Origin of the sequence: Legionella sp. 16cNR16C, from assembly GCF_021297775.1 — a bacterium.
Lineage (GTDB): Bacteria > Pseudomonadota > Gammaproteobacteria > Legionellales > Legionellaceae > Legionella_C > Legionella_C quinlivanii_A.
The window spans coordinates 538,324-552,935 of sequence record NZ_JAJTMX010000003.1 but is presented as its reverse complement, the minus strand read 5'-3'; the positions used below and the strand labels follow the sequence as shown (position 1 = coordinate 552,935).

Genomic DNA, 14,612 nt, shown 5'->3' with positions numbered 1-14,612 from the left:
ACGTGAATAAAGCATTTTTTTCAAAAAACAGCCTAGTCGCGATTATTTTGCTGCTTATTGGATTCAATATCAGCTATTCATTGATCAATTGCTGGAATTTTGTAACGGATGATGCGTTTATCAGCTGGCGTTACGCCGATCAATTGGCTCAGGGCAATGGACTTTTGTGGACAGCCAATAAGCTGCCAGTTGAAGGCTACTCCAATTTTACATGGATTCTGTTGGCTTATCTGGTTATCAAACTAGGCTTGCCTTTAATCCCTTCCCTCAAAGTAGTGGCTACCAGCTGTCTTTTACTAGCCTTCTTTTTACTTTATCGCTGTGCGCGGCTATTCGGCAGCCCTTTTTATGCTTTGCTCAGCGTTTACCTGTTCTCCTGCTACAAAGGGCTCTACTGGTGGACAGTGAGTGGTCTTGAGACCAGTTTGTTCATTATGCTGGTCCTGCTCTTTACTTTTTTATTACTACAAATATTCTCTGATACTAAACAAAATAATCGCGGGAGCTGCTTCTGGCTTTGTATTAGTCTGACGCTTTTATCACTCACCCGCTTTGAAGGGATTCTATGGCTGGTATTTGCCGGTCTTTACATTATTTGCCACTGGTTTCATGCCGGCAGCGCTCGGGAAAACTTCTGGAAATCTATTCTGAAGCCAGCCGCCGTCTGCTTTATATTGGGATTTCTATTACCCTATTCCATTTATTTTGCGTGGAGACTCAGTTATTTTGGCCAGCTACTACCCAATAGCTATCTTTGCAAATGGATGAGCAGTTTTTATCCCTCAATAGCCTCCTACTATCGTTTTTTTCTAATTCAGGATTATCTTGCAATCAGCTTTCCCTCGCTAATTATCGGGCTTCCCTATTTAATGGCAAGATACGACTGCCGGCATCTTCTCTTATGGTTGCCATCACTGGCCTATGCCTTACTGCTTTGGGATGCTAACCCGGTAATTGCTCATTATAATCGTCTTTTTTTGCCCGCATTTGCGCTGGTCTGCATACTGCCCCCTCTTGGAATTAATGAATCTCTGCACTATTTTTCAATCAATGAGCGTTATAAACAGCTTATATGTCTTATTGCTATTCTGTTGCTGGCTTTTTCCAGTATACCGTCGATTAAGTCAGAGCAAATTCAAAATGAATTAGGTCATTATCAGCAACGAAGCGCGCTTCGTCTTAAAGTCAGTCAATTGATTAATCAACAAGCAAAAAAGAATGCCCGTATTCTGGTGTCCGATTGCGGAGTGATCCCCTATTTTGGCCGACCTGATTTAGAGTTCATCGACAGCGAGTGTCTTAATAATCGTGACATGACTCAATATAAATCTCTTGAATTATATGCTGTGAAACTCATGCGAAACGCTCGACCTGACTGGATCATTTATTCAGTCAATGAATTGGGCAGGGCTAATGATCTGATGGAAATACTGATGGCGAAAGGATTTTTAAACCATTATCAATTAGTGGGAGTGTTTCCTTTATATGCAACCAGGGTCAATGGCCAACGGTTCGCTGACTTCACTTATCGTATTTATCGATGTTTACCGGATTATTGTAATTATTAACCAATGGATTAAGAGGAGTATCATGGCAGTGACACCTGAGGAATTTCGAGAAAAGTTTTATAGATATCTGGTTTCTATTCTCAATACCCCCGGCAAAATACAGAGAGCCAGGCAAAATTTTCACAGTTCAGACGATACAAAGCGCTTCATGCATAAAGAGAGTTTTGGCATTCAGCACTGGAAGGATGAGGATGCACTGAATCTTACCGCCGCAGTGGCAGAGGCGCATGCTTTAACGATGGAATACTATCAAAGAGAACCCATAGAAATTACACAGAAATACAATCAAAAATTCCTGAATACACTTATCAGCGAACTGGCAAGTCCAATCCATGCGGATGAACCCTTGAAATTATTGGTTGAAGAAATTAAAACGCGGATGAGAGTGACTAATACCCAGCCTTCATTGATCAATCACTATACCCTGTTAGGTGGTGGTGCTGCATTGCTGGTCTTGGGAGTGGCAGCTTTGGCGAGTTCTGGTTCAAATACACCGAAAATCTAGCCTTGGTTCAGACCGCGACTTGTCCGGCGCTGCTACATAAATAGAACCAAGCTAACTTGCTGTCTTTGCGAACGAAGTGAAGCAATCCAGATCGAAACTTAAACAAAGTTAGTAGGTGGATTGCTTCGCTAATGCTCGCAAAGACCGTGCTTGTGTCCGGGTTAAGAGGTGATGAAGGCCTTGACCTTACACCACACCCAACGAGGTCAGCTTTAACTGACGCCCGCAAACCCAGGCTTTGTTCAGATCCTGGAATACTTCTTTTGGCATGCCTTGTGGTAAACGAACAGTGGAATAATCTTCATGAATTTTCAGGCCAGAAATCTGACGGCTCTGTAATCCCGCTTCATTAGCTATCGCTCCCACAATGTTACCGGGTTTCACACCGTGAATACGTCCCACATCGATTCTAAACAATTCCTGTTGATGATTATCAGCAAATCGCTTATCGCTTTTACCTGACTTTCTTGCTGACAATTCAAAACGGTCCTCTCGACGGCGCTCACTGCCTCTTGAGCTTCTCACATCGCCATCACGGCTGCGTCTTTCTTTAGCTTCTTTAAATTGCGGCAAGTTTTGCTGCCAGGGTTTATCCTGATGAAGCAGCAATGCCAGGGCTGCAGCAACGTCAGCGGGCGACACTTCATTTTGGGCAAGATAATTTTCCACAATGGCTTTATAAGCCGGTAAGTGCTCATGCGTTAATCGAGCAGAAATATTATCCATAAAGCGTTTCTGACGAGCTTGCTGAATTGCATGATCATTCGGAACCGTAATTTTTTCAATGCGTTGGCGCGTATGCCTTTCAATGGTAGTGAGAATTCTTGATTCTCGTGGAGTAATAAACAGGATAGTCACCCCGCTTCGACCAGCACGCCCAGTCCTACCGATACGGTGTACATAAGTTTCACAATCATGCGGAACATCATAATTGATAACATGCGTGACACGCTCAACATCCAGACCCCGTGCGGCTACGTCGGTAGCTACCAGAATATCAATCGCACCCTGACGGAACTGGGCAATAATCCGCTCTCTTAACGCCTGGGTAATATCGCCATGAATAGCCATTGCCCGGTAACCTTGCTGTTGCAGGGATTCGGCAACTTCTTCTGTGCTGCTTTTAGTCCGAACAAAAACAATCACCCCTTGATACTCTTCAACCGCCAGAATACGATGTAAGGCATCAGGTTTCTGACCCTGAGAAGCAAAAAGAAAGCGCTGTTCAATACTTTTAACAGTGGCTGTTTCTGAGCGAATTTCAATAGAAACAGGGTCGCGAAGATAGTTATTGGCAATCTGGCGAATACGATAAGGCATTGTCGCTGAAAATAATGCCATTTGTTTTGCTTCAGGCAATTTGGACAGGATCAGCTCCACGTCTTCAATAAAGCCCATACGCAGCATTTCATCCGCTTCATCAAGTACAAAAGTCTTCAGCTGATTAAGCTGTAAAGTGCCTCTGTCGATGTGATCAAGAATTCGACCTGGTGTCCCGACCACGATTTGGGCACCGTCTTTTAATTGTTTTAACTGACGGCGATAATCCTGTCCTCCACAAAGAACAGAGACGGTGATGCCAGCTAAATGAATACTCAAAGCAGAAAATTGTTCAGCCACCTGAATGGCGAGCTCGCGTGTGGGCGCTAAAATTAAGGCTTGCGTTGCAGAGGATTTCAGGTTTAACTGCTGCAATATTGGCAAAGCAAAGGCTGCCGTTTTGCCCGTACCGGTTTGCGCCTGGGCAATAACATCCTGTCCCTCAAGCAGGCAGGGAATGGTTTGCGCCTGAACAGGAGAGGGCGTTTGAAATTGCATATCAGACAGGGCTTTTAATAAAGCCTGAGATAGTCCAAGAGATGCAAAGCTTGTTGAATCATTTGTCATAGAACTTCCAAGATAAAGCAAAACCAAGGTAAAGCGGTTTAAGTTATATAAAATTTGCTCACTATAATAGCAAAATATACAGGATTATGCACGGATTATATTTTTTATTGTTGATTTATTTCTTAATTCACAGTTAATTTTTTGCTGATATACTTAAGTGATAAATGCAGTAACAATTGGAAATTTTATGGCTGATCCAAAAGAAGTTCTCACTCAGGTAGGCTCCGCATTAGTATCTGGCGGAAAAGCGTTACTCGATAATGTTCCGGTAGCACTTATTCCTTTTGGTACCCACTTGAAAACCGAACAGCGCATGGAACTGTTCAGTCCTGATTCAATGCACAAGCAATTTAAAGCTTACGAAACCAGTGCGAAAGGACCTGATCAAATAAAACTGGGCAGCAAAACACCCTTCGATGACTACGAAAAAAACAAAGTTAAAAATACAGACGTATTTGCTGAGATTAAAACCCAGGATGAGAAGGAAAACTTCGGTCATAAGATCAATCAGGATACAGATCCTGCCAAAGCGGTAAAAAAAGCGCTTGAGGATATTCTGGTTACTGATGACAAAACCACAGCAGCGCAAAAAGAGTATGCGAACTCAGTGACTGCGCTGAATAATCTGTTACATAGTAAGACACCGCGCTATCAGGTTGAAGCAGTCGCCAGCAAGCTGCAGGAGGCAAATGCTGACGCCAAAAAGGCGATTGAAAATCAGCATAAACTGGAAAAAGACAAGCTGGAAGCCCTGTTTAAAGAGGATGATTTTAAAACCAAGCTTAAAACAACCATGGGCCTGAGCACCGATACCCAGCTGGAAAGTTTTAAAAAAGAAATGGAAACAAAGCTGGATAAGGCACACAAAGACGCCCTCTCCAAGTTTGAAAGCTCGGTGACAGAAGAGGTTAAAAGTCTGCACACTCAGGCAGAAAATGAGCGTCGCCGTGTAGCCTGGCTGGCAACCATGTGGCATCACTCCAATGCCATGCAGCAAGAAATTGCTCGTGTTGCTGAACTAAATAAAAAAGGTAAAGCCGCTGCTGCTACGACAATCTCTGTCAATGTTAATGAGAAAGGCCTTGCCATTTTTGAAAATGTTAAGATTGAAGATCTTCAGTACATGGAAGGCATCACAGGTTTGCCTATGAATGTTAAGGATGGCAAATACTCTATGCAGTTACCTCAATACGGCTTTCTTTATTACAACACCCGTCACGATAATGTCCTTTATGATTTAACCTCACTCGCTTCTGCAGTCTATGCCACCGGGGCAAATTCCATTAACATGAAGGTACAGCACAAGGATGAAAAATGGGCAATGGAATTAGGCAGACGCTCTTTTGAGGCTTGTTTACGTGCCGGTTTTCAGGAAGGCACTTTCCCGGATCCTAAAGATCCCAGCAAATCGCTTTCCAATATCACTACTGTGGTTAATGGAAAATCGAAAACTGTTGATGAACTGTTTGACACTCCAGAACTGCAGGCACGTCTGCAAGAAATGCGGCGCGTCGCAGCTCAGGAAGCAACACAACGCAAAAACTATATTGAAAATCCGATTAGCAAGACCACTAATAGCGATGTGATAAAAAACGCCCTGCAAACTGAAAAGGCCAAAGTCAAAGATGCGGAAGCTGAGGCTGAAAAACAGGCAGAATTGGCGCAAAATAGCGCTCCAGCTCAGACTCTTTAAACCGCGTGAGTTACAAACTCACGCTTCATTCCACTCAAAAGGATTTACCTATGACAATATCCTCTCATGATAATGCCTACCACTACTCATTTCACCAGTTAGCAGGAGGACAAGATCTGCCGCTGGCAAATTTTAAAGGCAAGGTGTTAGTTGTTGTGAATACTGCCTCGAAATGTGGTTTTACACCACAATATACAGGTCTGGAAAAATTGTACCAGGACTATAAAGATCGCGGTTTGGTGATTATTGGCGTGCCTTCCAATGATTTTGGCAAACAGGAGCCAGGAACAGAAGAAGAAATCGGTCAATTTTGCCAGATTAATTATGGCGTAACCTTTCCAATGACCGGCAAGGAAGTGGTTTCCGGAAAAAATGCCCATCCTTTTTTTCAATGGGCTCATAAAACATTAGGATTTGGCAGTGCTCCCAAATGGAATTTTCATAAATACCTGATTAATCGAAATGGCGAACTGGTCACTTATTTTTTTTCAACCACCGCCCCTGATTCGACACGCTTTATTAAAGCTATCGAAAAGGAACTGGACTCAGAATCTTCTTCACAAAATTAACTGCTGATATAGGTATAATTAACCCTCTCCCTAGCCCTCTCCCAAAGGGAGAGGGGATTTTCTTTTTAAACGGAACCTTCAAAATCCTCTCTCCCTCAGGGGAGAGAGTTAGAGAGGGGTTAAAATTAACCCTCTCCCAGTTGGGAGAAGGGACTTTCTCTTAATTTAACAGTACAAAAACTCATTGAATCTCGCCCCGGATTTCTGTTATTTTGTATGAGGCAATTCAAAATGGAAGCTGCCAACAGCAAAAGGAGGTTGCATGGAATCGCAGGATTTTAATGAATTCGAATCTGAAATAAATGACGACCACAGTATGGACGACGCGGTATGTGAAACTGCTTCCAGCAAAAGACTTGAACGGCGAAGACGAATTGAAGACATTCTCGAAGAAAAACGTTTAAGAGAAGAGCTGGAGGAGTATTAAAGGAGGGGCTAAGCCCCTCCCTGAATTAACCTGGGACTAGCCCAAATCCGGCGCTTTATTTTGCTGATTCAATTGCTCATAGACCTTTTTCGCAGGGACATAATGCGGGAACTGAGTCATCAGACGATCCAGAATCATACGTGACAGGGTTTCATCACCACGATTCCATTCATTCAGAGCATCCATATACATCAACTCCGCAGGTTGTCCAGCCAGCACAGGAGCTTTGTTCAATTGCAGGGGCTCAATAAAACTGAGCTTCTGTTCCTGCTGGGCATTTAGCAAGCGCAGCATAGTTTCAGCCTGATTACTGCCATTGCTGCTGGCCTTAACCAACAGTGGCTTGCCCTGAGCAATGGAGGGCTCTCCCAGCTGCCCATCGATATACATCATGGCTAGCTGATACTGAGCATAGGCATTACTGTTTGCCGCAAGACCCTTGTAGATATCAGCGGCATGCTGAATGTCTTTCTGTACCCCTATACCATACTGATACATTCTTGCCAGGGCCATTTGCGCTTTTTCATTCCCGAGATCTGAGGCTTGCTGGTAATAACTGACTGCATTGGGAAAATCAAGCTTTGTGGCCACTCCAGTCTCGGATAACAGACCAAGCTGGTACATTGCCCCGCTATCGCCTGCGGCGACAGCTTTCTTGTACCAGTGCAATGCCTGTTGCTCATCACGAATACCATTGATTCCATTAAAGTAGAGTCCGGCCAGCTGGGTCATTGCCTTGCCATAACCCTGCTCGGCTGCCTGTTGAAAATACTCTCTGGCCTTTTCAGGATTGACTGGCATTCCTTTACCGTTTTCATAGAGAAGGCCGAGATCATACTGAGCAATGGCATCGCCGGTAGCTGCAGCACGGCTGTAGTTATCCGCTGCATTGGCATAGTCATCATCTACAGTGTCATAGATAAAACCCAGCGCTACCGAGGCATAGGGAGAATGGGCTTGTGCCTGCTTGTACCATTTCTTTGCCATTTCATAATCAGGCTGTTTACCGATACGTCCCATCTGATAGAGCTGTGCCAGTAAAAATTGAGCGATTGGCTGGTTCTGCTCAGCAGCTTCTGTATACCAATGTGCTGCCACTTCACTGTTCGCCTCTCCCCCAAGACCCCGATCATAAAGAAACGCCAGTTTTAATTGCGCATCCTTATCACCCTTCCCGGCAAAGTACTCATAGATATCGCGGGCCTGTTTCATTTTTTCGGGATCATTGGCCTGCTGCAGGAAATAGTCAGCGAGCAATAAACCTGCTTTACTGTTGCCCTGCTTCCTGGCGTCATCGAGTTCGGTCAGGAAATATTCACCAACATCGTGCTTAAGAACACCTAAATTCAGACTGGCATAGGAAAATCCGGCATCAGCTGATTCCTGTAACAACGCGCGGCCTTTTTCAGTATCCTTGGCAACCCCATTGCCCTCAGTAAAATAGGTACCCAGTATAAACGCGCTCACCGGATTGGTCGTTGCCTGCTGATACCAGTATAAGGCCTCGTATTGATTTGGGGAAACTGCAATACCCCGATCATACATCATACCCAGCAACAGAGCGGCTTCAGAATTTCCATTACGAGCTTCCCGGCGCGCCGTTTCAAACGCTTGCTCCTGTTTTTTGGGATCGCTGTCCATCGCGTTATAGAACGCCAGCGGAAGAATCGCCTCTGCCACCCCTTGTTTGGCAGCGCCCGCATACAGGCGTTTGATAAGATCGCTGCGATGCTTTTTAGCGGCCTGGCTTAAACCGGACTGTTTTTCCTTTACCAGATAATCAGCCAGACGGTATTCGGCTTCACCATAATGATTCGCTGAAGCCAGGTAATACATTGCCATCGCCTGTTGATGATTGGGCTTAATCATTTCGTTGCCGTTTGGATCAGTCAGGCCTTTTTCATAGATGTTAGCCAGCACATATTGCGCATAGGCGTTGCCCTTAAAGGCCGCATCAGTCATCCATTCGATACCTTTCTGATAATCAACCGGATTGGTTTTTCCTTCGAGATACATTACACCAAGATTATATTCTGCCCTTACATCCTGCTGGGCAGCTGCCAATTGATAATAAATAATCGCCTGGTCAATATTTTTGACCACACCAATACCGTATTGATATAACTGGCCAATTTCAAATTGTGCTGAGGAATTTCCAAGAATTGCCTGGTTATACATCTCACTTAGAACGGCTTGCATATTGGCCTGTTGCTTCCAGCCCAATGTTTGCTGTGCCAGATAATCAGGGGAGTTTTCTTCCTCATCTTTTTGCAGATAGGACGCTCCATCATCCACTGGCGCTGAACCTTGTTTGTGCTTGAGGACCATTGAATCATGACGTACCAACGAAGCAATTTGCTTGTCAATCGGGTAGCGAGGGTAAGACCAGTCATTGGAATGGGCGCCAGTCAGCATCGGAGCCAACACATCAAAATAATCGTTAATTGGAATGGTATCCGGTTGAGCCATCACGAATTGCGGCTGATACAAATGCTTACGAGTCACCGCATCCATTTGTGGCGGCGCATTATAATTATTTTCTTTTAACGCTTGCGGATTATTCCAGGCGCTGTAAATCCCGCCCAGTTGGTAAACACCGTTAAATTGCTCTTCTGTATCGTTACTTAGCCAACGCGCGGCAGCGATTTGCGGATCAAGCTCAATCTTTTTGCTGGCATTCGCTTCTGCAGTCTGCTTCCATTGGGCAGCCAGATTTTCATCCACCGCAACACCTTGTCCCTTCTTATACATTTCAGATAAAGACTTTTGAGCATCCATAGAACCGTTTTGTGCAGCTTTTAGCATCCACATAAAGCCAGAGTCGACATCCTGCTGCGGGTTGGTAGCCGCCAGATAGAATTTGGCCAGATCAAGCTGAGCATCGATATTGTTAGCTTCTGCTGCTCTGCTAAACCAGTCCTTGGCTTCAGCGAAATTGTTTTGCTTTTGCGCAAGTTCCCCTAAAGAAACCATTGCCGGGGTGTAATTCTGATTCGCGGCCTGCTCCATTAACTGTTTGGCTTTGGCCAGGTCACGGGTAACAATTCCACCAGCAGCATATAGTTCACCCAGTTTTACCAATGCTTTGGGGTTATTCTGTTCGGCAGCCTTGTTCAGCCATATCAAACCCAATTTCTTATTTCTGCTGTCTCTGCTATCCAGAAAATGATCAGCAACGGCAAATTGTGCAATCGGGTTGCCATTTTTTGCCGCCTCAATGAAATAGCGGCGCCCCATATCGGTATTTTGTTTAACTCCATATCCGTAGATATAGGCAGCAGCACAATACATTTGCGCCGCAGTGTTATCGGCATCAGCCAGTTTTTTAAACCACTGAAATGCCTGCGCCGGGTCTTTTCCTTTTTGCAGATAATAGCGAGCGAGTAACTCCTGGGCTGGCATATACCCTTTCTGGGCCGCATCGGTAAAATAACGAAGCGCCAATGCATTATTTTTTAGCTCTCCATAACCATAAAGCCGCATTCTTCCCATGTAATACTCGACTACAGGATCCTTGCCTGGTCCCTCCGCAAAGCTTTTGGCAGCCAGAAAATAATTGCCGCGACGATAAGCGTCGACTCCGTCAGCAGCTTGTACAGTATTGGCTGCAGTTGCAGCTACCAGACAAAACCACGGGATAAATGATTTCATGGTGACTCCCTCTTTTTGTTATCGCTTGCCAAGTATTTGCGATCTTATAGCGCCGGAATGATGCCATAACGCACAACATCGCGAAGAGCGCCACTCCTTGTATTACCGTTTACCAGCCAGTAATTTCCTTTATTATTCAACCCATATTTTACATTGGTATACTCACAGACCTGTAGATGATCCGCACAATCCACTATCTGACCATAAGTAGAACCCTTCTGTGGTACAGTACAGATGTACTTCATCAGCTTTTCACTTGTTGATAGCACTGCCCACTGTCCATTTCGGATCGTATGATTCAGATACATGCTGCGCGAACTTTCCTTATTGAGCATCTGATACAAACTAACTGCCTGATTTGACTTATTAAATAGAAAGTACATAGACTGGGCGGCCCCAGCCTCTTCTGGAAGCAGTTTCAGTGTTTTTAATTCAAACAGATAACCGGTGTCACGGCAACCGAGAGGATTTCGGTTATCTTCTTTCTCGACCTTTTCTGCATAACTTGCTTGCATTAAACTTAACAACACAGACGCAAGCAGCAGAGTTTTTCCGGAATTTATTGTTTTCATTTTTTTGCTCCACTGTTGGTGGCCAATATTGGACGAACAATTACCTTTGTACCCAATCGATTAATTTTGGGGTTGGCTATTTCTACAAATTCATGATTCAACCAAAGCGCATCCTGCGTGAACAACCTGACACATCCATGACTGGCCCGCTCCCCAGGCATATCATCGGAACCGTGTAAAGCAAAACCTTTGTGGAAATACATACAGTAAGGCATCTTTGCGCCCCCTCTGCCGATAGGGAACACGTTGGAACGGCATTTCTCATTTTCTTTGCTGAAGAAATGGAATATCCCAGTCATTGTCCGGCAAGAGTGATTGCTGTCAGAGCATTTATCCCGGCCTGAAGAGATAGGACCCCAGTTAACCAGCTTGCCGTTCACATCATAAGCTGCCCAGGCTAATTTGTCCTGATCGACAATCACCTGCTTTTCATCCTCGGGTTCAATTTTTTGCGGGAAGGGGGCGAAATCGAGCAACGTTTTTTGATTAAGATCTTTTGGGACTACAATTTCCTTGCCCGCCCATAAATGATTGTAGGAGCGGTTTAAACGCTGAACAATATCACGCTGCACTGGGTCTGGAAACAGCGTTTCCCAGGTTTGTCCCTTTTGCACTTTGATGCATTGATACTGAGAATAAGCACAAAGACCCACGCCGTAATAATTGCTTGCGGCAGACACTGAAGTCGATAGCAATAATGTCATCACTGCTAATAGTTTTCTCATAATTTGCTCCCTTCGTGCATTTATCTTTTCTCAAGCAAAAAACGTGCTTAAATTTGTGTTATTAATCTGTTTCAAAGCTAATGTCGGTAGAAGGTGAAAAAAGTTTAGCTAAAAAGGAAACTTTTCCAGCTACAAATTCTGAAATACCGGCCAATGCAGACAAAAGCCTATACATTCTCTCAAATGTCGCCTTTTTTCAAGCCTCAGGATGGAAATGTTGAAAAATTCGCATTGCCAGTTCGGCATTGATTCCGGATACTTTTACAATTTCATCATAAGGCGCTTTTGCCAGTTCTCTGAGACCGCCAAAACGGTTCATCAGTGCCTGACGCCGCTTTGGCCCTACTCCCTCGATAGTTAATAAGGAGGAATCCAGTCCAGTTTGTAAACGCTTTTTACGATGGGAAGTAATTGCAAACCGATGCGCTTCATCGCGAATATGCTGCAAAAGGTGAAGCGCTGGAGAATCCATGGGTAAAGTGATTTCTCTATCCTGAGATACCAGGATCAGACGCTCCCAGCCAGCCTTTCGTTCCGGACCTTTTGCAATTCCCAGCAAAAAAACCGATTGAACGCCTAATGAAGATAATACCTTCGATGCCACTCCAACCTGCCCTTTGCCACCGTCAATTATCAGTACATCCGGCAAATTCTGCATTGCCGTCAGACGTCTGAAGCGGCGGGTAATCGCCTGCTCCATCGCCGCATAATCATCTCCTGGCGTAATACCCTGAATGTTGAAGCGTCTGTATTCACTTTTCCAGGGACCCTCCTGATTAAATACCACGCAGGATGCAACCGTGGAATCCCCTTGCGTATGGCTGATATCAAAGCACTCCATTCGGGTAATCGCCGAAGGCAGAGCAAGTAACTCCATAAGAGAGCTGTAGCGTCTTTCAAGTGTGGTGGTGGAAGCAATATGCTCAGACACTGCCAGACGCAGATTTTTGCGGGCCAGCTCAAGCCATCTGGCTTTGATCCCTCGCGGCTTTGAATTAATGCGAACCTCTTTTTTTCTTAGATCGCCCAACATCAGTTCAATGACCGGCTCATCGGTCAAAGCCTCATCCAATATAATGAGCGAAGGAATCCTCTCTGGCGTTTCAAGATAATAGTATGAAACAAAGGCTTCAAATACCTGCTGACGCAAATCATTGGGTTCATATTCTTCAAGAGCAATGTGTTTTCTGGGCATGCTGGGAAAAAAACTTTGGCTGGCAATCACCTGACCATCCCTGATCGTGAGACATTGAATACAGGCAAAACCTGGCTGTACATCCATGACAATCACATCGGCATCGCCGCGCAACTGAATTATCCCCTGCTGTTCCTGTACGAGACGTAAACTTTTTATCTGATCGCGCAAAACAGCGGCTTCCTCAAAAGCCAGGCGCTCAACTGCACTCTCCATGCGCTTAGCCAGCTCATCAAGAATTTGCCCGCATTTACCCTGCAAAAACCGCAGCGCATCATTGATTGATTGCTGATAGTCTTCAGGACTGATATAGGCAGTGCAGGGAGCGCTGCAGCGTTTAATCTGATATTGCAGGCAGGGTCTTGAACGTGCATTAAAATAACTGTCGCGGCAATTGCGGATTTTAAACACTTTCTGAATCACTCCAAGTGTTTCCCGTACCGAGCCCGCACTGGGATAAGGTCCAAATACCTGGCCTTTCTGCGGCTTTCGCTTACTGCGAAACATTTCGATTCGGGGGTACACACTTCCAGCGCTTACCTGAATATAAGGATAGGTTTTATCATCGCGCATCAATACGTTATATCGAGGCCGCAGTGTTTTAATGAGGCTGCTTTCCAGCAATAAGGCTTCGGTTTCGCTGCTGGTTACTGTTACGTCAATAGCGGTGATTTGATTGACCAGTGATTGGGTCTTGGTACCGATTGTTTGTTTATTGAAATAACTGCTGACTCTTTTTTTAAGATTGAATGCTTTGCCTACATACAGCACAGTACCCTCACCATCCAGCATGCGATAAACACCAGGCTGGCTGGTGAGCTTTGATAGAAAGGCTGAAAAATCTGTAGTGACTTCGTGATTACTCATAAGGTTACAATTATACTATAAAGCTCAACATTTTTTGCACTCAGCTGAAATCCCCTCTCTCTAACTCTCTCCCTCAGGGGGAGAGGGCTCTAGGGAAGATTCTTTATAAGAAAATCCCCTCTCCCAAGCTGGGAGAGGGCCAGGGTGAGGGTTGATTTAAACCCCTCTCCCTTAAGGGAAGACTTTTAGCTGATAGCTCCTGCTTAAGACTCATCGTGCAGTGCATCGGTGGGCTTTTCAATAATACGATGTTTCATCGCCAGGAAGGTCAGCTCGACATCATTTTTAATGCCCAGCTTGTCAAACATGCGGTAACGATAACCATTTATAGTCTTGGTACTTAAAAATAAGCGGTCGGCAATATCCTGAACGGTCATACCACTGGTGATCATAAACATGACCTGCATTTCACGTTCAGAAAGCTGATCAAAAGGAGACTCCTGGTCAGCCTCGAGGCTGCTGATTGCCATTTTCTGAGCAATTTCAGTGCTTAAATATTTCTCACCCTTGGCTACTTTGCGAATTGCGGCAGCCATTTCTTCAGCACTGGATTCTTTTGTGACATACCCCATTGCACCCAATTGTAGCACTCGTGAGGGCAATGGTTCAGCGCATAATGCCGTCACGGCAATAATTTTGACCTGCGGATTGGATTTTTTTAAACGACGGGTTACTTCCCAGCCATCAATGCCGGGCATTTTCATATCGAGCAAAATCACATCCGGTTTATGCAACTTGACCTGTGTTAACGCCTGTTCGCCGCTTTCTGCCTCAGCAACGACACTCATGTCAGGTAAATCTTCCAACAAACGGCGAATACCCATTCTAACGAACACATGGTCATCCACAATGAGTACTTTAATCAAACGATGCTCCTTGACCACTACGCCAATGAACACAAAAGGTCCACTGATATTAGCAAGACTGCTCTGTCATTACAATGATAGCCAGTC

The 14,612-nt window shown here is 44.8% G+C and carries 10 protein-coding genes and 1 pseudogene; 5 read left to right on the top strand and 6 right to left on the bottom strand.

Going from position 1 to position 14,612, the window contains the following annotated elements:
* Positions 1–2: 2 nt before the first annotated feature.
* Together LXA66_RS12530 and LXA66_RS12525 are read left to right on the top strand one after the other, a co-directional pair.
* Positions 3–1,568, top strand: a complete 1,566-nt coding sequence (locus LXA66_RS12530) for a protein LphB (protein ID WP_233013416.1) — start codon at positions 3–5, stop codon at positions 1,566–1,568.
* 22 nt (positions 1,569–1,590) lie between these two features.
* Positions 1,591–2,073 (top strand): hypothetical protein, encoded by a 483-nt coding sequence (locus tag LXA66_RS12525; protein WP_233013415.1) that lies wholly within the window; start codon positions 1,591–1,593, stop codon positions 2,071–2,073.
* 186 nt (positions 2,074–2,259) lie between these two features.
* Here LXA66_RS12525 and LXA66_RS12520 read toward each other — a convergent pair whose 3' ends face one another.
* Positions 2,260–3,960 carry a DEAD/DEAH box helicase gene (locus tag LXA66_RS12520; protein ID WP_233013414.1) on the bottom strand — a complete coding sequence of 567 codons (1,701 nt, stop codon included), beginning with the start codon at positions 3,958–3,960 and terminating at the stop codon, positions 2,260–2,262.
* Between the two features lie 187 nt (positions 3,961–4,147).
* Here LXA66_RS12520 and LXA66_RS12515 point away from each other — a divergent pair, with 187 nt between their 5' ends.
* The 3 genes from LXA66_RS12515 (at position 4,148) to LXA66_RS12505 (ending at position 6,649) form a co-directional block, all read left to right on the top strand.
* Complete coding sequence (locus tag LXA66_RS12515) at positions 4,148–5,653, top strand: hypothetical protein (protein WP_233013413.1); 1,506 nt, start codon at positions 4,148–4,150, stop codon at positions 5,651–5,653.
* A gap of 50 nt (positions 5,654–5,703) precedes the next feature.
* Complete coding sequence (locus LXA66_RS12510) at positions 5,704–6,222, top strand: glutathione peroxidase (RefSeq protein ID WP_233013412.1); 519 nt, start codon at positions 5,704–5,706, stop codon at positions 6,220–6,222.
* A 262-nt stretch (positions 6,223–6,484) separates the two neighbouring features.
* A complete protein-coding gene (locus tag LXA66_RS12505; RefSeq protein WP_165483174.1) occupies positions 6,485–6,649 on the top strand; it encodes a PA3496 family putative envelope integrity protein in 165 nt (54 codons plus the stop codon).
* A 36-nt stretch (positions 6,650–6,685) separates the two neighbouring features.
* On the opposite strand, the gene LXA66_RS12500 is transcribed toward LXA66_RS12505, so the two are convergent.
* The 5 genes and pseudogenes from LXA66_RS12500 to letA all read right to left on the bottom strand — a co-directional run bounded on the left by LXA66_RS12500 (position 6,686) and on the right by letA (position 14,525).
* Positions 6,686–10,300, bottom strand: a complete 3,615-nt coding sequence (locus tag LXA66_RS12500) for a tetratricopeptide repeat protein (protein WP_233013411.1) — start codon at positions 10,298–10,300, stop codon at positions 6,686–6,688.
* Between the two features lie 44 nt (positions 10,301–10,344).
* The gene (locus LXA66_RS12495) at positions 10,345–10,872 is read right to left on the bottom strand and encodes an endopeptidase IV (protein WP_233013410.1); all 528 of its coding nucleotides are present in this window, start codon (positions 10,870–10,872) and stop codon (positions 10,345–10,347) included.
* Positions 10,869–11,597 (bottom strand): L,D-transpeptidase, encoded by a 729-nt coding sequence (locus LXA66_RS12490; RefSeq protein WP_112220675.1) that lies wholly within the window; start codon positions 11,595–11,597, stop codon positions 10,869–10,871. Before LXA66_RS12490 ends, LXA66_RS12495 begins: the two co-directional genes overlap by 4 nt.
* 262 nt (positions 11,598–11,859) lie before the next feature.
* Positions 11,860–13,584 (bottom strand): annotated as a pseudogene (uvrC, locus tag LXA66_RS12485) (excinuclease ABC subunit UvrC); the annotation flags it as partial.
* 278 nt (positions 13,585–13,862) lie between these two features.
* Positions 13,863–14,525: a two-component system response regulator LetA gene (letA, locus tag LXA66_RS12480; RefSeq protein WP_058506407.1), complete on the bottom strand. Its 663-nt coding sequence runs from the start codon at positions 14,523–14,525 to the stop codon at positions 13,863–13,865.
* Positions 14,526–14,612 lie beyond the last annotated feature (87 nt).

Excerpts from the sequence above, each read along its gene's own strand:
- LXA66_RS12525 (WP_233013415.1), top strand. The coding sequence starts at position 1,591 with ATGGCAGTGACACCTGAGGAATTTCGAGAAAAGTTTTATAGATATCTG.
- LXA66_RS12520 (WP_233013414.1), bottom strand. The coding sequence starts at position 3,960 with ATGACAAATGATTCAACAAGCTTTGCATCTCTTGGACTATCTCAGGCT.
- LXA66_RS12515 (WP_233013413.1), top strand. The coding sequence starts at position 4,148 with ATGGCTGATCCAAAAGAAGTTCTCACTCAGGTAGGCTCCGCATTAGTA.
- LXA66_RS12510 (WP_233013412.1), top strand. The coding sequence starts at position 5,704 with ATGACAATATCCTCTCATGATAATGCCTACCACTACTCATTTCACCAG.
- LXA66_RS12505 (WP_165483174.1), top strand. The coding sequence starts at position 6,485 with ATGGAATCGCAGGATTTTAATGAATTCGAATCTGAAATAAATGACGAC.
- LXA66_RS12500 (WP_233013411.1), bottom strand. The coding sequence starts at position 10,300 with ATGAAATCATTTATCCCGTGGTTTTGTCTGGTAGCTGCAACTGCAGCC.
- LXA66_RS12495 (WP_233013410.1), bottom strand. The coding sequence starts at position 10,872 with ATGAAAACAATAAATTCCGGAAAAACTCTGCTGCTTGCGTCTGTGTTG.
- LXA66_RS12490 (WP_112220675.1), bottom strand. The coding sequence starts at position 11,597 with ATGAGAAAACTATTAGCAGTGATGACATTATTGCTATCGACTTCAGTG.